This window comes from Pseudomonas sp. SWRI81, assembly GCF_014268545.1.
GTDB classification, from domain to species: domain Bacteria; phylum Pseudomonadota; class Gammaproteobacteria; order Pseudomonadales; family Pseudomonadaceae; genus Aquipseudomonas; species Aquipseudomonas hamedanensis.
This window is the reverse complement of record NZ_JABWQS010000005.1, coordinates 18,784-35,691: the sequence shown is the minus strand read 5'-3', so window position 1 is coordinate 35,691 and position 16,908 is coordinate 18,784. Positions and strand designations below refer to the sequence as shown.

Below are 16,908 nucleotides of genomic sequence, written 5' to 3'. Positions count from 1 at the left end.
AGACCGTCGATTCTCGGCGCGTGGAGGGATTTGCACAAAGGGATAAAAAGGATGGGTGGCATGATTAAAACTCATCCTGAGCACTTTCTGCTAAGTTGGCTGCATCCCGCCCCAGGAGCTTGTGCATGTCTCGTCGATTTCCTCCGTTGTATGCCCTGCGCGCATTCGAAGCGGCCGCCCGGCACAGCTCGTTCACCCGCGCGGCCGAAGAGCTTTCGATCACCCAGAGCGCGGTGAGCCGGCACATTCGTACGCTCGAAGAGCATTTTGCTTGTCGGCTGTTCCATCGCAGCGGCCGTCATCTGCAATTGACCGAGGCGGCTCGTCTGCTATTGCCTGGCATCCGCGAGGGCTTCACAGCCCTGGAGCGGGCCTGCAATACCTTGCGTGCCGAAGACGACATTCTGCGCATGAAAGCACCATCGACCCTGACCATGCGCTGGCTGCTGGCACGGCTCAGCCGTTTTCGGCATTTGCAGCCAGGCAACGAAGTGCAACTGACCAGCGCGTGGATGGACGTGGATTCGGTGGACTTCAACGATGAGCCGTTCGATTGTGCGGTGCTGCTCAGTGACGGGCATTTCCCGCCGGACTGGGAGGCCAGCCTGTTGTTTGCCGAAGAACTGATCCCGGTTGGCGCGCCGAACCCGCTCAATGACCAACCGTGGGACGTCGCGCGGCTGGCATCCACCGAGTTGCTGCACCCGACCCCGGACCGCCGTGACTGGCGCAGCTGGCTTGAGCACATGGGGCTGGCCGATCAGGTGTCGCTCAAGGGCGGACAGGTGTTCGATACCCTCGAGCTGGGGATGATCGCGGCGGCGCGCGGTTACGGTGTATCGATGGGCGATCTGTTGATGGTGGCCGAAGATGTCGCCCAGGGACGTCTCAGCCTGCCGTGGCCAACCGCCGTCGCCAGCGGATTGAATTACTACCTGGTGTGGCCAAAAACCCGACCGGGAGGTGAACGTTTGCGCCGTCTCAGCGACTTCCTGCAAAGCGAGGTCCGCGCCATGGAACTGCCGGCGGTGACACGCTTGAGCTGAAACGTTCGAGCCGGCACAATGCCGGCCTTGTGCCATACCCCTGTCAGGCGCTCAAGTATTCGGATTTACCGCCGACTATGAGCAAGTGGAACCGTCGTGCCGGTTTTTACGGTTCACCCCCACTATTAGAAAATAATCCGAGTCGAGATCAAGGAGGATCCCGCAGCTCGGCCAGGAGCTGTCCATGTCTCAACCTCGCGCTCGGATCGCCTCGCAGCTGGGCCTCGCGCTAGCTGTAATACTGGCGATTGTCATCAGTGGCAGTACGGTGTTCGCTCTGCGTTCGCTGGATTCGGCCAACCTCGCCACCCGTGAAGAACATCTGGCCAGCGAGGCGCGGCTGCTGGCCGACCAGCTGAGCACGTTCCACGGCACGCTGCGCGAAAGCACCCTGCGCCTGAGCGGCTTGTTCGAGAAACGCTTCGGTAGCGGCCTGAGTGTCCACCCGGAAGAGCCAGTCACCGTGGCCGGCGTACAGACGCCGGGACTGCGTCTGGGCAACGAAGTGCTGAACAACAACTTCAAGGAAGTTGACGAGTTCAAGCAGATGACGGCCGGCGTGGCCACGGTGTTCGTGCGCAGCGGCGAAGAATTCATTCGTGTCAGCACCAACGTCACCAAGCAGGACGGCACCCGCGCCATCGGCACCGTGCTCGACCACGCCAACCCGGCTTACGCGAAGCTGATGGCGGGCCAGAGCTTTGTCGGGCGTTCCCTGTTGTTCGAACGCTATTACATGTCGCAGTACACCCCGGTTCGCGATGCGGGCGGCAAGATCATCGCCGTGCTGTACGTCGGCTTCGATTACACCGATGCGCAAAACGCCCAGTTTGCCAATCTCAAGCGCTTCCGCATCGGCAAGACCGGCTCGCTGGCCTTGCTTGACGAGCAGAACAAATGGCTGGTGCCGATTGCCGGCGTCGAGTCGCTGGACCAGGCCGTCCCGGCCATCAACGGTCTGGTGAAAACCCCGGGCAAGGGTGAGTTCTGGAACGATAAAGGCGAAGACTTCTACAGCGTCGCGGTGCCGTTCGAGGGCGGACCGTGGTCGGTAGTGGCGAGCATGCCGAAAGCCGAAATCCGCGCGGTGACCTGGAGCGTCGGTACGCAACTGGCTATCGGCAGCCTGCTGGCGATGTTGCTGGCCGTTGGCTCCGTGGTCTGGTTGCTGCGCAGCAAACTCGCTCCGCTGGGTGATCTGGTGCGTCAGGCCGAGGCCTTGGGCGCTGGTGATCTGAGCGTGCGCTTGAACGTATCGAGCCACGATGAGATCGGTCAGCTGTCCCGCGCCTTCAACCAGATGAGCCAGGCGCTGTCGACCATGGTCGAGCACATCCGCCGCGCTTCGGAAGAGGTCAACAGCCGTGCGCAGGCGCTGTCCGGTTTGTCCGGCGGTGCGTATGAGGGCATGGAGCAACAGTCGGGCGAAATCACCAGCATGGCCGGCGCGGTGGAAGAGTTCAGCGCGACTTCGCTGAACATCGCCGACAACATGGGCGCAACCCAGCGTCTGGCTCAGGAAAACGCACAACAGACGCAGATCGGGCGCAGCTCGATGGAAGAAGCGTCGTCCTCGCTGGAACAAATCGCCGGCGCGCTGAACAGCACCGCCAGCGTGATCAATACGCTGGGGCAGCGCTCGCAGGAAATCGGTGGCATTGTCGGAGTGATTACCTCGATTGCCGAACAGACCAACTTGTTGGCCCTGAACGCGGCGATCGAAGCGGCGCGCGCCGGTGAACAAGGTCGCGGCTTTGCCGTGGTGGCTGACGAAGTGCGCAGTCTGGCCTCGCGCACCCGTCAGGCGACCGACGAGATTTCCAGCATGATCCACAGCATCCAGCAGGAAACCGGCAACGCGATCAGCACCATGGAGCAGGGCAACGTGCTGATGCAAGAAGGTCTGTCGCGCAACGCCAATGTCGCCTCGGCGCTGGCGCGGATCGACGAGCAGAGCCGTTCGGCAGGCCAGCAATTTGCTGCGATCACCACCGCCACTCAGGAACAAAGCAGCACTGCGACGTTGTTGAGCAGCAACTTGCAGAGCATTGCGCTGGCCAACAGTGAGCAGCGTGAGGTTGTGTCGAACCTGGCGGTGACGGCTAAAGAGCTGGAGAAGCTGGCGGCGGATCTGCGTTCCGAGGTTGATCGCTTCCGTTGATGCGTCTTTGAAATAGCTATCGCGAGCAGGCTCGCTCCCACAGTTCTCGGTGTGATTCACAAATGTTGTGAAGGCCCGATGTCCCTGTGGGAGCGAGCCTGCTCGCGAATGCTTTTCTCCCACCGCTTCTTTGGACTTGCTGAAACGTTTCCGCAGCGCTATAAAAATGGCACAACTCCAATAAAGGCTGCTGCCATGACCCCGCTCAAACTCTTTGTCGCCCTCGGCGCATTCTCCGCTGCTTCCCATGCCATGGCCTGGGACTACGTCTTGCTCGATGCCAATACGCCCGCGAAAAACTGGACGATCACCAGTGAACAGCTTGGTGTGAAAACCACCAAACCGTTTTCCGTGACCTTGCGCACCCTGCACGGCGGTCGTCAGGAAGGTGTCAGTGTTGTCGACATCGATAACGGCGCGATGAAATTGTCCGTGGTGCCGACCCGGGGCATGAATGTGCTGCAAGCCTCGGTGGGCAATGTGCGCATGGGCTGGGACTCGCCGGTGCAAGAGGTGGTCAATCCGGCCTTCATCGAACTCAACGGACGCGGTGGCCTGGGCTGGCTCGAAGGCTTCAACGAACTGGTCACCCGTTGCGGTTACGAATGGGTAGGCCATCCCGGCATGGACAACGGTGAACTGCTGACACTGCACGGTCGCGCCGCCAACATTCCGGCCAGCACTGTCACTTTGCACATCGATGAAAAACCGCCATATGCCATTACCTTGCGTGGCGAGCTGAAAGAGCAGGCGTTCAAGAAAGTCGACTTCAAAGTGGCGACGGAACTGGCCACCGAGCCGGGCAGCGCAAGCTTCACCCTCAACGACACCCTGACCAACAACGGCGACTATCCGAAGGAATACCAGGCGCTGTATCACAGCAACTTCAGCACGCCGTTTCTCGAGCAGGGTGCAAAGTTTGCCGCGCCGGTGAAGCAGGTATCGCCGTTCAACGACAAGGCCAAGGGCGATTTGGCTGACTGGCAGACTTATCGCGCGCCGACCAAGGACTACGACGAAACGGTCTACAACGTCGTGCCGTATGCCGATGCCAAAGGCGAAACCCTGACTGTTCTGCATAACAAGGCGGGCAGCCTCGGTGTTTCTGTTGGCTTCAATACCCAGCAGTTGCCGGTGTTTTCCCTGTGGAAGAATACCGACACACAAGGGCAGGGCTACGTGACGGGGCTGGAACCGGGCACCAGTTTTTCCTACAACCGCCGCTATCAGCGCCCGCTGAATCTGGTGCCGACCATTGCACCGAAGGAGCATAAACAGTTCCAGATCAGCTATAGCCTGCTGGCGGACAAAGGTGCTGTAGATAACGCCTTGAAGCGCGTGAGCGAGATTCAGGCCGGGCGGGAAACCGAAGTGCGGCAAGCGCCATTGGTTGATCTGACCGAGCATTAAGGTGTCGCCGGTCGGTATTGCAGTGCCTCGGCCAGGTGCTCGCGGGTGATCGCATCGACCTGCTCAAGATCCGCCAGTGTGCGCGCGACCTTGAGCAGACGATGGGCCGAGCGCAGCGACAGGATCAGTCGCTCGCAGGCCGATTCCAGCCATTTTTCATCGGCTGTGGATAACCGGCAATGGCGCTTCAATCCCGGCAAATCGAGAAAGGCGTTGGCGCAGCCCTGGCGTTTTTGCTGGCGCTCTCGCGCTTCGGCTACCAACGCCGCAGCGCTGGCGCTGTCCTCGCCGGGCTTCGCTGCCGGATTCAATGCGGTCGCCTCTCGCGCCACGGTCAGGTGCAAATCGATTCGGTCCAGCAGCGGCCCCGACAGTTTATTGCGATAGCGCTGAACCATGTCCGGCGTACACGAACACTTGCCGCTGGGTTCGCCAAGATATCCACAGGGACACGGATTCATTGCCGCCACCAATTGGAACCGCGCGGGAAAACGCACGCGATCCTTGGCCCGGGCAATCACGATATGCCCGGACTCCAGCGGCTCGCGCAGTACCTCCAGAACCTTGCGATCAAACTCGGGTAATTCGTCGAGAAACAGCACGCCATGATGCGCCAGGGTGATTTCGCCGGGTTGCGGTTTCGAACTGCCACCGACCAGCGCTGGCCCGGATGCGGAGTGGTGCGGCTGGCGGAAGGGGCGCTGTGGCCAGTGAGTTAACGGTACGCCATTAGCGACTGACTGAATCGCTGCGACCTCCAGGGCTTCGCATTCGGAAAGCGGCGGCAGCAATCCGGGCAGGCGGCTGGCCAGCAACGTCTTGCCTGTGCCGGGTGGCCCACTGAACAGCAAGTTATGGGCGCCCGCCGCCGCAATCAGCAATGCGCGCTTGGCGGCTGTTTGCCCCTGCACCTCATTAAGGTCAGGGTAGGGTTTGGCAGCATGCATCAATCCATCGGAAACGTAAGGCTCCACCGGCGTATGCCCGTTGAAATGCGCCACCGCTTCCAGCAGGTGATCCACTGCATACACTTTCAGTCCTGATGCCAAGCACGCTTCCTCGGCGTTCGCGCGCGGCACCACCAGCGCCCGACCGGCCTTGCGCGCCGCCAGTGCCGCCGGCAGCACACCACGCACCGGCCGCACCGCACCGGACAACGCCAGTTCGCCAAGACATTCCACATCATCCAGCGTCAGACACGGCACCTGCACACTCGCCGACAAAATCCCCAAGGCAATCGCCAGATCAAAGCGCCCGCCATCCTTGGGCAGATCCGCCGGCGCCAGATTCAAGGTGATCCGCCGCGCCGGAAATTGCAGTCCAGAATTGATAATCGCGCTGCGCACCCGATCCTTGCTCTCCTTCACCGCCGCCTCGGGCAGGCCGACCATGGTCAGCGACGGCAGACCGTTGGCCAGATGGACTTCGACGGTGACAGCGGGGGCTTCCACGCCTATCTGGGCGCGACTGTGGACGATGGAGAGGGACATGGTCGTTCCTTGAGCTGAATCGGGGGCCGCTTCCTGCGGGTTTTTGAAGGGTAGTAGGGCATAGTCGTTTTAGTGGGGCGGGTGGCGCGCAAAAACTTCTCAGGATGTTGCTGCAAGAAATGCCAGGAAATCGGCAAGGCATCGCAAGCAGAAATAGGGAGAGTTTGTGTAGGAAATAGCGACGGGTTCAGTAAGGATTAGCCACCACGCGTAGTCCATTTCTGAAAGCCCTGAAAGAACACCGAAATCGCAGGATCACCTGTTTGCATCAATGATCTTCACGAATACACTCAAGGTTAATGCATAACGTTAAGCTTTAAATTATGATCGTTAGCTTCAGATGTTCTGAAACCGAATACCTGTTCCGAAGCGGTAAAACCCGTTTCTGGTCAGCCATATTGAGTGTCGCGGAACGTAAGCTGACGATGCTTGATGCAGCAGCTGCGTTGGCTGATCTCCGATCTCCTCCCGGAAATCGGCTCGAGACCTTGGGAGGCGATCGGAAGGGGCAATGCAGCATTCGTATCAACGCCCAATGGCGAATTTGCTTCGTCTGGGGGCTGAATGGGCCCGAGGATGTTGAAATCGTCGATTATCACTGAGGTGAGTATGACCAAGAATGGTATGCGTCCGGTCCATCCCGGCGAGATCCTCAAAGAGGAGTATCTGGAGCCTCTGAACCTGACAGCCGCTGCGTTGGCGCGAGCATTGAATGTGTCTACTCCGACGGTGAACGATATCGTTCTACAGCGCCGAGGCATCAGCGCTGACATGGCTTTAAGACTTTCTATCTGTCTGGACACCACTCCTGAATTTTGGCTGAACCTGCAATCGACGTACGATCTGCGAAAAGCTGAAATTGAAAGAGGAGCTGCAATCCGTGATCAGGTAGAGCGGCTGGCACATTGCGCATGATTCCGTATCCGGGCAGTACACCGAGGCTGAAGACCGGCCCGGGGGAAGCACTTTGAGGGCGTCTATTCGACGCCTTTTTTACTAACCAAACTCAATATCCGGGAACTGGGCCGTTATTCAGCCGGCGGATTCAGCTTCGCTTCCATCTCCGCCACTTTGGCTTCAAGACTCTCAAGCCGTGCACGCGTGCGCGCCAGCACCACCATCTGACTATCAAACTCTTCCCGGCTGACCAGATCGAGTTTGCTGAAGGCGCTTTGCAGCAGCATTTTGAACTGGCTTTCCATTTCGGCTTTCGGCAGCGGGGTGTCGCCGCTGAAGAGGCGGGAGGCGGTGCCGCTCAGGGCGTCGAGGAAGTCTTTGGGTGCGAGCATGGTGAATGTCCTGAAAACAATGGCCGGCAGTGTATCACGCAGTGTCTATAGTCAATCCCGCAGCCAGATGCACGCTTTTCGCGCAAGCGCACGGGCACCCGCGCACCGTTGTTGTGCGTAACTGCGGAGCCTTCGGCACGGCATTGCGCGCGACAGCCGCCAAGGGATTGAAATAAGAGGATTTTGTCGAGATGGCAAGGTTTCTGCTTAGTCACCTTCGACCCATGCACTGATGCAGTCGCTGTGACGAATGCAGTGCGGCAGACGAAGCGGGGAGTTTCGTCTGATGCGGTTAGCTGGCGTCAACGATGCGTTACAAAGCCAGGCACTGCGCTTAGACTTGAGACGGGTTTGTTTTCCTGGGGCAAGTCCACCAAATCGGGAGAGAGTTTCATGAAGCTAGTCACTGCCATCATCAAGCCGTTCAAGCTGGACGACGTGCGCGAGTCGCTGTCCGAAATCGGCGTGCAGGGCATTACCGTTACTGAAGTCAAAGGCTTCGGCCGGCAGAAGGGTCACACCGAGCTGTATCGCGGCGCGGAATATGTGGTCGATTTTCTGCCCAAGGTGAAAATCGACGTGGCCATCGACGACAAGGATCTGGATCGGGTTATCGAGGCGATAACCAAGGCTGCCAACACCGGCAAGATCGGTGACGGCAAGATCTTCGTGGTCAATCTGGAACAGGCGATTCGTATCCGTACCGGCGAAACCGATACCGACGCGATCTAAGCGCCGCCACAAACCCAACGCCCCAGGAGAAAACAATATGACTCTGCGTAAATTCGCAGGGCTAGGCGCCCTGTTGTCCATCGTAATGCCCGGCCTTGCCATGGCGGCAGACGAAGTGGCCGCGCCAGTCCTCAATTCCGGCGACACGGCCTGGATGCTGACCTCGACAGCCCTCGTGCTGTTCATGACCATTCCGGGCCTGGCGCTGTTTTACGGCGGTATGGTTCGCTCGAAAAACATTCTTTCCGTGATGATGCAGTGCTTCGCCATTACCGGTCTGATCAGCATCCTCTGGGTCATTTATGGCTACAGCATTGCGTTCGACACCACCGGCATGGAGCAGGGCGTCGTCAACTTCAACTCGTTCTTCGGTGGCATGGGCAAGGCGTTCCTCGCCGGTGTCACGCCTTCGAGCATTACCGGCCCGGCGGCGCTGTTCCCTGAGGCGGTGTTCATTACCTTCCAGATGACCTTCGCGATCATCACCCCGGCGCTGATCGTCGGTGCGTTCGCCGAGCGGATGAAATTCTCCGCGATGCTGATCTTCATGGCCATCTGGTTCACCCTGGTTTATGCGCCGATTGCGCACATGGTCTGGTCCGGTAACGGCGGCCTGATGTGGGACTGGGGCGTGCTCGACTTTGCGGGCGGCACCGTGGTGCACATCAACGCCGGTATCGCCGGTCTGGTCGCGTGCCTGGTGTTGGGCAAGCGCAAGGGGTTCCCGACCACGCCAATGGCGCCGCACAATCTCGGTTACACCCTGATGGGCGCGGCCATGCTGTGGGTGGGCTGGTTTGGTTTCAACGCCGGTTCCGCTGCAGCCGCTAACGGCACTGCGGGCATGGCGATGCTGGTGACTCAAATTGCAACTGCCGCTGCGGCACTGGGCTGGATGTTCGCCGAGTGGGTCACCCACGGCAAACCAAGCGCACTGGGCATTGCCTCCGGTGTGGTTGCCGGTCTGGTCGCGATTACACCGGCCGCCGGTACCGTGGGCCCGATGGGCGCACTGGTGATTGGTCTGGCTGCAGGCGTGGTGTGCTTCTTCTGCGCCACTACCCTGAAGCGCAAACTCGGTTATGACGATTCCCTGGATGCCTTCGGCGTGCACGGCATTGGCGGTATCCTCGGCGCGATCCTCACCGGTGTGTTTGCTGCACCGGCGCTGGGCGGCTTCGGCACCGTGACTGACATCGGCGCGCAGGTCTGGATTCAGATCAAAGGCGTTGGCTTCACGGTGATCTACACCGCGATCGTCACCTTCGTCATCCTCAAGGTGCTGGACGCTGTCATGGGTCTGCGCGTAACCGAAGAAGAAGAGTCGGTCGGCCTCGATCTGGCACAACACAACGAGCGCGGCTACAACCTGTAAGCTCGCGCAGGAAAAAAATTGCCCGGCTTGCCGGGCATTTTTTTGCCTGCGATTTGTCAGTCAGAGGGCGGCTGAAAGGATTTTTCTTACGGCTTTTGTCGTCTTTACAACGGGGGTTTTTCTGCGGGCAATGGCTTACACCGTTGCAGGAATATTAGGGCCTTTGTTTTTTTTCAGAGCGCGCTAGAATGCGCCCCGAACGAGCGGAGAACTGTATGTGGCAACAGACTCTGATAACCCTGCGGGCAAGGCCCCGGGGCTTTCATCTGATAACGGACGAGTTGCTTGCCGGCTTGCCTGAACTCAAGACCTGTCGGGTCGGTCTGTTGCATTTGTGGCTGCAGCACACCTCGGCGTCGTTGACCATCAACGAGAACGCCGATCCGGCAGTTCGTCGCGACTTCGAACGATTTTTCAATCGTCTGATCCCACAAGGAACAGACGGCTATGAGCACAACGACGAAGGCCTGGACGACCTCCCGGCGCACTTCAAGGCCAGCGTGCTGGGCTGCCAGATCAGCCTGCCGGTTTCGGCGGGTCGCCTGGCACTGGGCACCTGGCAAGGCGTTTATCTGGGCGAGCACCGAGATCATGGCGGTGCCCGTAAAGTCCTCGCCACCTTGCACGGTGAAGGGGCATAAGCCGCTGATCAGCAGCGGCGGAATGATTTTTTAACGGCGGCTTACGACAGTCGCCAAAGCTGGTCTATAACTAATCTGCTTTTGGCAAGTCATGAGGTAGAACATGAGCGACGATGATCTGGAAAACGACGACCTCGAAGTAGGCGACGAAGACGAGGCCGAGGAAGGCCTGGAAGCGGCAGCGGAAGACGTTGCCGAAGACGATGGCGGTGACGATACGCCGGCCCCGGCTGTCAAAGGCAAAGCCAAGGCTGCGGTATCGGTCGACGAGTTGCCGAGTATCGAGGCCAAGAACAAGGAACGTGACGCCCTGGCCAAGGCCATGGAAGAATTCCTTGCGCGCGGTGGCAAGGTGCAGGAAGTGGAGGCCAACGTGGTCGCCGATCCGCCCAAGAAGCCGGACAACAAGTACGGCAGCCGCCCTATCTGAGGCGTGTCGCTCGCTTGCTGAAAAAGCCCGCCGTCGCTGCGGGCTTTTTCATGCCCGCAAAGCCAGCGCAATCTCCCTGTAGGAGTGAGCCTGCTCGCGATAGCGGTTTGTCAGATACATCGAATTGAATGACACACCGCTATCGCGAGCAGGCTCACTCCTACAGGGGGCGCGTGTTAATTCGAGGTGGCATTCCAGCGCGCCAATACCGCTGGCAATTCGGTGAGGCTGCGAATCTCGGCATCCGGCAAGCGCTCTGCCTCCCAGACCTTGCCCGCCGGGTTGAACCACACCGCACGCAAGCCTGCCTGCTGCGCGCCGGCGATGTCATCGCCGGGATGATCGCCGACATGCACCGCCGCTTCGGCGCTTACGCCGCCACGCTGCAAGGCCTCGTGAAACAGTCGCGCATCCGGCTTGGCGATGCCGATGTCTTCGGCGCACAAGGTAAATTTGAAATAATCCGCCAGCCCCAGCCGGCGCACATCGGCATTGCCGTTGGTGACAACGCCGAGGGCGTAGTGATTGGCGAGACCCTCCAGCAGCGGCTCGACCTCGGGGAACACTTCGATCTGATGCCGTGCATGCAAAAACACGTCAAAACCCTTGTCCGCCAAGGCCGACGCCTCGTCGCGCTCATACCCGGCGTCTTCCAATGCATGAAACAGCACGCGTCGGCGCAGTGCACTGATGCGGTGCTTCAGGCCCGGCTCGCCCGCCAGCACGCGCTCGCGAATCGCCCACAAATGTTCCACCGGCACCGCGCCCAGATTCGGCGCGTGGTCGCTCAGCCATTCGCGCAGCACGGTTTCGGCGCTGGCGATCACCGGGGCGGTGTCCCAGAGGGTGTCGTCAAGGTCGAAGGTGATCAACTGAATGCTCATGAATCGTCGCCTTTCATGCGTTTGGCCCTTGGGTGGGCGCTGTCATAGACCGCCGCCAGATGTTGGAAATCGAGGTGGGTGTAAATCTGCGTGGTCTTGATATCGGAGTGGCCGAGCAACTCCTGCACCGCGCGCAGGTCTTGGGACGACTCGAGCAAATGGCTGGCAAAGGAGTGCCTGAGCATGTGTGGGTGCAGGTTCTGCCCCAGTTCGCGCTCGCCGGCGAGTTTGACCCGCACCTGGATCGCCCGTGGACCCAGACGCCGGCCTTGCTGGCTGACGAACACGGCGTCGTCGGCCGGGTTGGTCAGCGCGCGCAACGGCAGCCAGTGCTCAAGCGCTTCCCGGGCTTTTTTGCCAACGGGCAACAGCCGGGTTTTGCTGCCTTTGCCAAGTACCTGGACCATGCCGTCGGCCAGGTCCAGTTGATCCAGATTGAGTCCGGTCAGCTCGGACAGGCGTAGCCCCGAAGAATAGAACAACTCCAGAATCGCCTGATCGCGCCGGGCAAGAAAATCATCCTCGACCGCACCTTCGAGCAGTTGCAGCGCGCGGTCGGTGTCTAGGGTTTTCGGCAGGCGACGTTCGCCTTTCGGCGGCGCCAGACCCGTGGCCGGATCATGGTCGCAAAGGCCTTCGCGGTTCAGATAGTGATAAAGCCCGCGCACCGCTGAGAGCAGGCGGGCGAGGCTGCGCGAGGACTGGCCTTGTGCGTGCAGCCGAGCGATCAGGCTGCGCAGACGCTGGATGTCCAGCGCAGCCCAACTGCCGATGTTCTGCTTGATGCACCAGCCGAGAACCTTGTCGAGGTCGCGGCGATACGCCGACAGCGTGTGCGGCGACACCTGGCGCTCACTGCGCAGGTGTTCGCAGTAAGCGTCCAGTTGCCGTTCCATGCTCAGCGCACCGAGCGCAGGGAGCTGTTGACCCGTGGCAGCACGCGGCCCATGACCTCGGCGATGTAGCTGAGGAACAGGGTGCCGACCGAGCTCTTGTAGTGCTGCGGATCACGGCTGGCGATGGCCAGAATGCCGTGGATGCCCTGATGGCTGACGGCAACGACCGCCGTCGAGCCGATCTGCTGGCGCTGTTCTTCGCCAAAGAGGAAATCCAGCTCATGCTCGCGCAGGCTGCCGCTGACGCTTTTGCCTTCGGCGAGCAGGCCGCCGATGGCGGTTTGCGCGTCGGCGTGGGTCACCCAGCGGCCGACCGGAGCCGGGTTGTCGCCGAGCAGGATCAGGCTGACAAAAGGCACCTGGAAATCCTGGCGCAGGCTGTCTTCGACACTGATCACCACGTCCTCCAGGCTCGACGCATCCATCAGCGCGAGAATCAGGCGGCGGGTTTTTTCGAACAGGCGATCATTGTCACGGGCGACGTCCATCAGGTGCGAAAGGCGATGGCGCATCTCGATGTTACGGTCGCGCAGCAGGGTCATCTGTCGCTCGACCAGCGACACGGTGTCGCCGCGCCGATGCGGAATGCGCAGGGATGGCAGCAGTTCTTCGTGTTCGACGAAAAAGTCCGGATGAGCCTCCAGGTAGGCGGCAACCGCTGCCGCTTCCAGGCTTTCGGACGCTGATTCGTCGGTCTGTCGGGCGGGTACCTGAGGCTTGTCGGTCATGATTTTCGCTCGCTCAAAGACGCACTTGTCCTTCGTATACACGCACTGCCGGACCGGTCATCAACACCGGTTGGCCCGGGCCTGCCCACTCGATGGACAGACGCCCGCCGGGCAGGTCGATCAACAGCGGCGAATCCATCCACCCCTGAGTGATGGCGGCAACCGCGGCGGCACAGGCGCCGGTGCCGCAGGCCTGGGTTTCCCCGGCGCCGCGTTCCCAGACGCGCAATTGCGCACGGTGCCGATCGATGACCTGAAGAAAACCGACATTGACCCGCGCCGGGAAGCGCGGATGGTGTTCGATCTTCGGCCCCAGTTCATGCACCGGTGCACTGTTGATGTCGTCCACGCGAATGACCGCATGGGGATTGCCCATCGACACGGCGGCCAGTTCGACCGTGGTGCCATCGACTTCCAGCTGATAGCTGCTGGCCTGGGCTGGCGCTTCGAACGGGATATCCGCCGGCACCAGACGCGGTGCGCCCATGTTCACGCCGATCTGGCCGTCGTTACGCACGTCCAGTTCGATGATGCCGCCCTTGGTCTCGACGCGCATCTGACGTTTGGCGGTCAGGCGTTTGTCGAGCACGAAACGGGCAAAGCAACGCGCGCCGTTGCCGCACTGTTCCACTTCGGAACCGTCGGAGTTGAAGATCCGATAGCGGAAATCCACGTCCGGGTTGCTCGGTGCTTCGACAATCAGCAACTGGTCGAAACCGATACCGGTGTGCCGGTCGCCCCATTGTTTGGCGTGCTTGGGCTGAATGTGCGCGTGCTGGCTGACCAGGTCGAGGACCATGAAATCGTTGCCCAGGCCGTGCATTTTGGTAAAACGCAGCAGCATGGGTTACTCCGGCAGCAGGCTTTCGCCGGCAAACAGCTCGGCCACGGTTTCGCGGCGACGCACTTCAAAAACCTGATCACCATCCACCAGCACTTCGGCGGCACGGCCGCGAGTGTTGTAGTTGGAGCTCATGACGAAACCGTACGCACCGGCCGAATGCACCGCCAGCAAGTCGCCTTCTTCCAGCGCCAGTTCGCGGTCCTTGGCAAGGAAGTCGCCGGTTTCGCAGATCGGGCCGACGATGTCGTAGTGGCGCGCAGCGCTGTCGCGCGGTTTGACCGCCGTGACGTCCATCCAGGCCTGATACAGCGCCGGGCGGATCAGATCATTCATCGCCGCGTCGACGATGGCGAAATCCTTGTGTTCGGTGTGCTTGAGGTACTCGACCTGTGTCAGCAGCACGCCGCCGTTGGCGACAATGAAGCGGCCCGGTTCGAACACCAGCGCCAGATCGCGACCGTTCAGGCGCTCGCGCACGGCTTTGATGTAGTCGGCGGCCAATGGCGGCTCTTCATCGCGATAACGCACGCCCAGGCCACCACCGAGATCGATGTGGCGCAGGTGGATGCCGCAGTCGCCGAGGCGATCGACGAGGTCGAGCAAGCGATCCAGTGCATCAATGAACGGCGGCAGCGTGGTCAGTTGCGAACCGATGTGGCAATCGACACCGACCACTTCCAGGTTCGGCAGATGCGCGGCACGTACGTACACGTCTTCGGCGTCAGCGATGGCGATGCCGAACTTGTTTTCTTTGAGACCGGTGGAAATGTACGGGTGGGTGCCGGCATCGACGTCCGGGTTCACGCGCAGCGAAACCGGGGCGCGAACGCCCAGCTCGGCGGCGACCACTTGCAGGCGCTCGAGCTCGTCGGTGGATTCGACGTTGAAGCAGTGCACGCCGACTTCCAGCGCACGGCGCATATCGTCACGGGTCTTGCCGACACCGGAGAAGACGATCTTGTCGGCACTGCCGCCAGCGGCCAGAACACGTTCCAGCTCGCCACGGGAAACAATGTCGAAACCGGCGCCGAGACGGGCCAGGACATTCAATACGCCGAGGTTGGAGTTGGCTTTGACCGCGAAGCACACCAGGTGTGGCATGCCGGCCAGCGCATCGGCATAGGCCAGGTATTGCGCTTCGATGTGTGCGCGCGAGTAAACATAGGTGGGCGTGCCGAAGCGGTCGGCGATGGCGGACAGTGCCACGCCTTCCGCAAACAGCTCGCCGCCACGGTAGTTAAAAGCGTCCATGGCGATCCCTTAATAAACGTCGTGCTTGTGTGCTTTGGACGGTTGTTTCTGCGAAGACTGGGCTTGTTCGGCCGGGTCTTGACTGTCGTCGGGCAGGTACAGCGGGCCTTTTTGACCGCAGGCCGATACAAGGCAGGCAACCGCGACGAGCGCAGCAAGGGACGAGATCAGGCGCTTCATGGCGAAATCCTTGAAAATGCGTTAATTGCGCCGGAGTATACCGGCCACCCGGCAGCTTGCCTATGTGATGGCCCTCCCGTCCGGCGGGGCTCGCCGAGATACTCGTAACCCTTGTGGGAGCGAGCCTGCTCGCGAAGGCGGAGTGTCAGGCGATGAAGTCGGCGAGTCTGCCGACCCCTTCGCGAGCAGGCTCGCTCCCACAGGACGGTGTTGCCGATGGAGGGGCAGGCACCCGGTCGTAATCCTTTGCAATCGGCCGGCAGCGTCCGTATCTTTCGGCTGCTTGAGCCTGATCAGACATTTTTTGAGGTTGCCGCAATGAGTTTGTCCGAAGCCCGTTTCCACGATCTGGTCGATGAAACCCAGGAAAAACTGGAAGACATCTTTGATGAAAGCGATCTGGACATTGATCTGGAAAGCTCGGCCGGTGTGCTGACCGTCAAATTCGAAAACGGCAGCCAGTTGATCTTCAGTCGCCAGGAGCCGCTGCGGCAGCTGTGGCTGGCGGCGGTGTCCGGTGGTTTTCACTTCGACTACGACGAAGAAAGCGAGCGCTGGATGTGCGACAAGAGCGAGGAGCAATTGGGCGAGATGCTTGAGCGCATCGTCAAACAGCAGGCCGGTGTCGAATTCGATTTCGAGGGCCTGTGAGTTGCTGACTGACGCCGCTCCTGTTCGGCCACCCAAGCCGCTCTACAGCAACGTCAGCCCGGCGGTGCCGTCGCCGTGCAGCGGTGTATGCCGGCTGGATGAGCAGAAGGTTTGCCAGGGCTGTTTCCGTCATGTCGAAGACATTCGTGAATGGCGTTCGGCGGACGACCAGCGCCGGCGCGTGATCTGCCAGCAGGCTGCGCAACGAAAATCTCAAGCCTGACTCTATCCTGTGGTGAGGGGATTTATCCCCGTTCGGCTGCGCAGCAGTCGTCAGGATTTTTGGAGCCGCTACGCGACTCAACAGGGATAAATCCCCTCGCCACGGGGGTTATATCTACAGCCTGAAAGTGCGTGGCTTGTATATTTTTTGAGCTGTGATAGTGTCCGCAGACGCCTCAAACCACCGAGGCACGGTGAAAACCCCGTCTTTTTTGGCGGGGTTTTGCTTTTTTTGTGCAGAAGAAAGGAGTCTGCCCGGATCATGACCGCACCTTCCATCACCCTTACCCGTCTGGACGTGCAACGTCTGGAGCGCCTGATTGACAGCCTCGATGAGACGTTGCCGGGCGTGATTGCGCTGCAAACCGAGCTGGACCGCGCCGATACCGTGGTCGGCCACGATGAAGTGCCCGCTGATGTCGTGACCATGAATTCTCGCGTGCATTGCCGTGAAGAAGGCAGTGGCAAGGATTACCACCTGACGCTGGTTTATCCAAAAGACGCCAACGCCGACGCAGGCAAGATTTCGATTCTGGCGCCGGTCGGCAGCGCGTTGCTGGGCCTGAAGGTCGGTCAGCACATCGACTGGCCGGCTCCGGGCGGCAAGTCGTTGAAACTGACCTTGCTGGAAGTGGAATCGCAACCGGTCAACGGCGGCGCCTTTCCCGAGTAAACCCC

General features: G+C 60.5%; 20 protein-coding genes. 12 read left to right on the top strand and 8 right to left on the bottom strand.

Annotated elements, in window-relative coordinates; translation table 11 throughout:
• Nucleotides 1–125 precede the first annotated feature (125 nt).
• The 3 genes from HU765_RS04865 (at nt 126) to HU765_RS04855 (ending at nt 4,617) form a co-directional block, all read left to right on the top strand.
• Nucleotides 126–1,046, top strand: a complete 921-nt coding sequence (locus HU765_RS04865; protein WP_186619242.1) for a LysR substrate-binding domain-containing protein — start codon at nt 126–128, stop codon at nt 1,044–1,046.
• Between the two features lie 184 nt (nt 1,047–1,230).
• Nucleotides 1,231–3,207: a methyl-accepting chemotaxis protein gene (locus HU765_RS04860; RefSeq protein ID WP_186619241.1), complete on the top strand. Its 1,977-nt coding sequence runs from the start codon at nt 1,231–1,233 to the stop codon at nt 3,205–3,207.
• 195 nt (nt 3,208–3,402) lie between these two features.
• Nucleotides 3,403–4,617 (top strand): aldose 1-epimerase family protein, encoded by a 1,215-nt coding sequence (locus tag HU765_RS04855; RefSeq protein WP_186619240.1) that lies wholly within the window; start codon nt 3,403–3,405, stop codon nt 4,615–4,617.
• On the opposite strand, the gene HU765_RS04850 is transcribed toward HU765_RS04855, so the two are convergent.
• Nucleotides 4,614–6,107 (bottom strand): YifB family Mg chelatase-like AAA ATPase, encoded by a 1,494-nt coding sequence (locus tag HU765_RS04850; RefSeq protein WP_186619239.1) that lies wholly within the window; start codon nt 6,105–6,107, stop codon nt 4,614–4,616. The two genes, HU765_RS04855 and HU765_RS04850, sit on opposite strands and share 4 nt — an antisense overlap.
• Before the next feature lie 323 nt (nt 6,108–6,430).
• Between HU765_RS04850 and HU765_RS04845 the strand changes: the two genes are divergently transcribed.
• On the top strand, nt 6,431–6,709 hold the full coding sequence (locus HU765_RS04845; RefSeq protein ID WP_186619238.1) for a type II toxin-antitoxin system RelE/ParE family toxin: 279 nt from the start codon (nt 6,431–6,433) through the stop codon (nt 6,707–6,709).
• 7 nt (nt 6,710–6,716) lie between these two features.
• A complete protein-coding gene (locus tag HU765_RS04840) occupies nt 6,717–7,022 on the top strand; it encodes a HigA family addiction module antitoxin (RefSeq protein WP_186549696.1) in 306 nt (101 codons plus the stop codon).
• A 113-nt stretch (nt 7,023–7,135) separates the two neighbouring features.
• On the opposite strand, the gene HU765_RS04835 is transcribed toward HU765_RS04840, so the two are convergent.
• The gene (locus tag HU765_RS04835) at nt 7,136–7,396 is read right to left on the bottom strand and encodes an accessory factor UbiK family protein (RefSeq protein WP_186549694.1); all 261 of its coding nucleotides are present in this window, start codon (nt 7,394–7,396) and stop codon (nt 7,136–7,138) included.
• A 393-nt stretch (nt 7,397–7,789) separates the two neighbouring features.
• Between HU765_RS04835 and glnK the strand changes: the two genes are divergently transcribed.
• From glnK to sutA, 4 genes are all read left to right on the top strand, one after another.
• Complete coding sequence (gene glnK, locus HU765_RS04830; protein WP_002555808.1) at nt 7,790–8,128, top strand: P-II family nitrogen regulator; 339 nt, start codon at nt 7,790–7,792, stop codon at nt 8,126–8,128.
• A gap of 37 nt (nt 8,129–8,165) precedes the next feature.
• On the top strand, nt 8,166–9,503 hold the full coding sequence (locus HU765_RS04825) for an ammonium transporter (RefSeq protein ID WP_186549692.1): 1,338 nt from the start codon (nt 8,166–8,168) through the stop codon (nt 9,501–9,503).
• Nucleotides 9,504–9,718: 215 nt separating this feature from the next.
• Nucleotides 9,719–10,144 (top strand): secondary thiamine-phosphate synthase enzyme YjbQ, encoded by a 426-nt coding sequence (locus tag HU765_RS04820; RefSeq protein ID WP_186549690.1) that lies wholly within the window; start codon nt 9,719–9,721, stop codon nt 10,142–10,144.
• A 103-nt stretch (nt 10,145–10,247) separates the two neighbouring features.
• A complete protein-coding gene (sutA, locus tag HU765_RS04815) occupies nt 10,248–10,574 on the top strand; it encodes a transcriptional regulator SutA (protein WP_186619237.1) in 327 nt (108 codons plus the stop codon).
• A gap of 176 nt (nt 10,575–10,750) precedes the next feature.
• Here the strand turns inward: sutA and HU765_RS04810 are convergent, their stop codons facing one another.
• From HU765_RS04810 to HU765_RS04785, 6 genes are read right to left on the bottom strand one after another with little or no spacing between them, the layout of a single operon-like run.
• Nucleotides 10,751–11,458, bottom strand: a complete 708-nt coding sequence (locus HU765_RS04810; protein WP_186619236.1) for an HAD-IA family hydrolase — start codon at nt 11,456–11,458, stop codon at nt 10,751–10,753.
• Entirely contained in the window at nt 11,455–12,354 is a 900-nt protein-coding gene (xerC, locus tag HU765_RS04805; RefSeq protein WP_186619235.1) for a tyrosine recombinase XerC, read from the bottom strand. Before xerC ends, HU765_RS04810 begins: the two co-directional genes overlap by 4 nt.
• Before the next feature lie 2 nt (nt 12,355–12,356).
• Nucleotides 12,357–13,082 (bottom strand): DUF484 family protein, encoded by a 726-nt coding sequence (locus HU765_RS04800; protein ID WP_186549682.1) that lies wholly within the window; start codon nt 13,080–13,082, stop codon nt 12,357–12,359.
• Between the two features lie 13 nt (nt 13,083–13,095).
• Nucleotides 13,096–13,926, bottom strand: a complete 831-nt coding sequence (dapF, locus tag HU765_RS04795; protein WP_186549680.1) for a diaminopimelate epimerase — start codon at nt 13,924–13,926, stop codon at nt 13,096–13,098.
• 3 nt (nt 13,927–13,929) lie between these two features.
• A complete protein-coding gene (gene lysA / locus HU765_RS04790) occupies nt 13,930–15,177 on the bottom strand; it encodes a diaminopimelate decarboxylase (RefSeq protein ID WP_186549678.1) in 1,248 nt (415 codons plus the stop codon).
• 9 nt (nt 15,178–15,186) lie between these two features.
• Nucleotides 15,187–15,357, bottom strand: a complete 171-nt coding sequence (locus HU765_RS04785; protein WP_186549676.1) for a lipoprotein — start codon at nt 15,355–15,357, stop codon at nt 15,187–15,189.
• 318 nt (nt 15,358–15,675) lie between these two features.
• Between HU765_RS04785 and cyaY the strand changes: the two genes are divergently transcribed.
• The 3 genes from cyaY to rnk all read left to right on the top strand — a co-directional run bounded on the left by cyaY (nt 15,676) and on the right by rnk (nt 16,903).
• Nucleotides 15,676–16,008 (top strand): iron donor protein CyaY, encoded by a 333-nt coding sequence (gene cyaY, locus HU765_RS04780; RefSeq protein WP_047596732.1) that lies wholly within the window; start codon nt 15,676–15,678, stop codon nt 16,006–16,008.
• A 4-nt stretch (nt 16,009–16,012) separates the two neighbouring features.
• Nucleotides 16,013–16,231, top strand: a complete 219-nt coding sequence (locus HU765_RS04775; protein ID WP_186549753.1) for a DUF1289 domain-containing protein — start codon at nt 16,013–16,015, stop codon at nt 16,229–16,231.
• 261 nt (nt 16,232–16,492) lie between these two features.
• Nucleotides 16,493–16,903: a nucleoside diphosphate kinase regulator gene (rnk, locus tag HU765_RS04770; protein ID WP_186619234.1), complete on the top strand. Its 411-nt coding sequence runs from the start codon at nt 16,493–16,495 to the stop codon at nt 16,901–16,903.
• The last annotated feature ends 5 nt before the right edge of the window (nt 16,904–16,908 follow it).

Bases quoted from the DNA above. Each gene is read 5' to 3' on its own strand.
- xerC (WP_186619235.1), bottom strand. From the start codon at position 12,354: ATGGAACGGCAACTGGACGCTTACTGCGAACACCTGCGCAGTGAGCGC.
- sutA (WP_186619237.1), top strand. From the start codon at position 10,248: ATGAGCGACGATGATCTGGAAAACGACGACCTCGAAGTAGGCGACGAA.
- dapF (WP_186549680.1), bottom strand. From the start codon at position 13,926: ATGCTGCTGCGTTTTACCAAAATGCACGGCCTGGGCAACGATTTCATG.
- HU765_RS04835 (WP_186549694.1), bottom strand. From the start codon at position 7,396: ATGCTCGCACCCAAAGACTTCCTCGACGCCCTGAGCGGCACCGCCTCC.
- HU765_RS04810 (WP_186619236.1), bottom strand. From the start codon at position 11,458: ATGAGCATTCAGTTGATCACCTTCGACCTTGACGACACCCTCTGGGAC.
- HU765_RS04800 (WP_186549682.1), bottom strand. From the start codon at position 13,082: ATGACCGACAAGCCTCAGGTACCCGCCCGACAGACCGACGAATCAGCG.
- rnk (WP_186619234.1), top strand. From the start codon at position 16,493: ATGACCGCACCTTCCATCACCCTTACCCGTCTGGACGTGCAACGTCTG.
- lysA (WP_186549678.1), bottom strand. From the start codon at position 15,177: ATGGACGCTTTTAACTACCGTGGCGGCGAGCTGTTTGCGGAAGGCGTG.
- HU765_RS04865 (WP_186619242.1), top strand. From the start codon at position 126: ATGTCTCGTCGATTTCCTCCGTTGTATGCCCTGCGCGCATTCGAAGCG.
- glnK (WP_002555808.1), top strand. From the start codon at position 7,790: ATGAAGCTAGTCACTGCCATCATCAAGCCGTTCAAGCTGGACGACGTG.
- HU765_RS04785 (WP_186549676.1), bottom strand. From the start codon at position 15,357: ATGAAGCGCCTGATCTCGTCCCTTGCTGCGCTCGTCGCGGTTGCCTGC.
- HU765_RS04850 (WP_186619239.1), bottom strand. From the start codon at position 6,107: ATGTCCCTCTCCATCGTCCACAGTCGCGCCCAGATAGGCGTGGAAGCC.
- HU765_RS04845 (WP_186619238.1), top strand. From the start codon at position 6,431: ATGATCGTTAGCTTCAGATGTTCTGAAACCGAATACCTGTTCCGAAGC.
- HU765_RS04855 (WP_186619240.1), top strand. From the start codon at position 3,403: ATGACCCCGCTCAAACTCTTTGTCGCCCTCGGCGCATTCTCCGCTGCT.
- HU765_RS04860 (WP_186619241.1), top strand. From the start codon at position 1,231: ATGTCTCAACCTCGCGCTCGGATCGCCTCGCAGCTGGGCCTCGCGCTA.
- HU765_RS04840 (WP_186549696.1), top strand. From the start codon at position 6,717: ATGACCAAGAATGGTATGCGTCCGGTCCATCCCGGCGAGATCCTCAAA.
- HU765_RS04820 (WP_186549690.1), top strand. From the start codon at position 9,719: ATGTGGCAACAGACTCTGATAACCCTGCGGGCAAGGCCCCGGGGCTTT.
- HU765_RS04825 (WP_186549692.1), top strand. From the start codon at position 8,166: ATGACTCTGCGTAAATTCGCAGGGCTAGGCGCCCTGTTGTCCATCGTA.
- cyaY (WP_047596732.1), top strand. From the start codon at position 15,676: ATGAGTTTGTCCGAAGCCCGTTTCCACGATCTGGTCGATGAAACCCAG.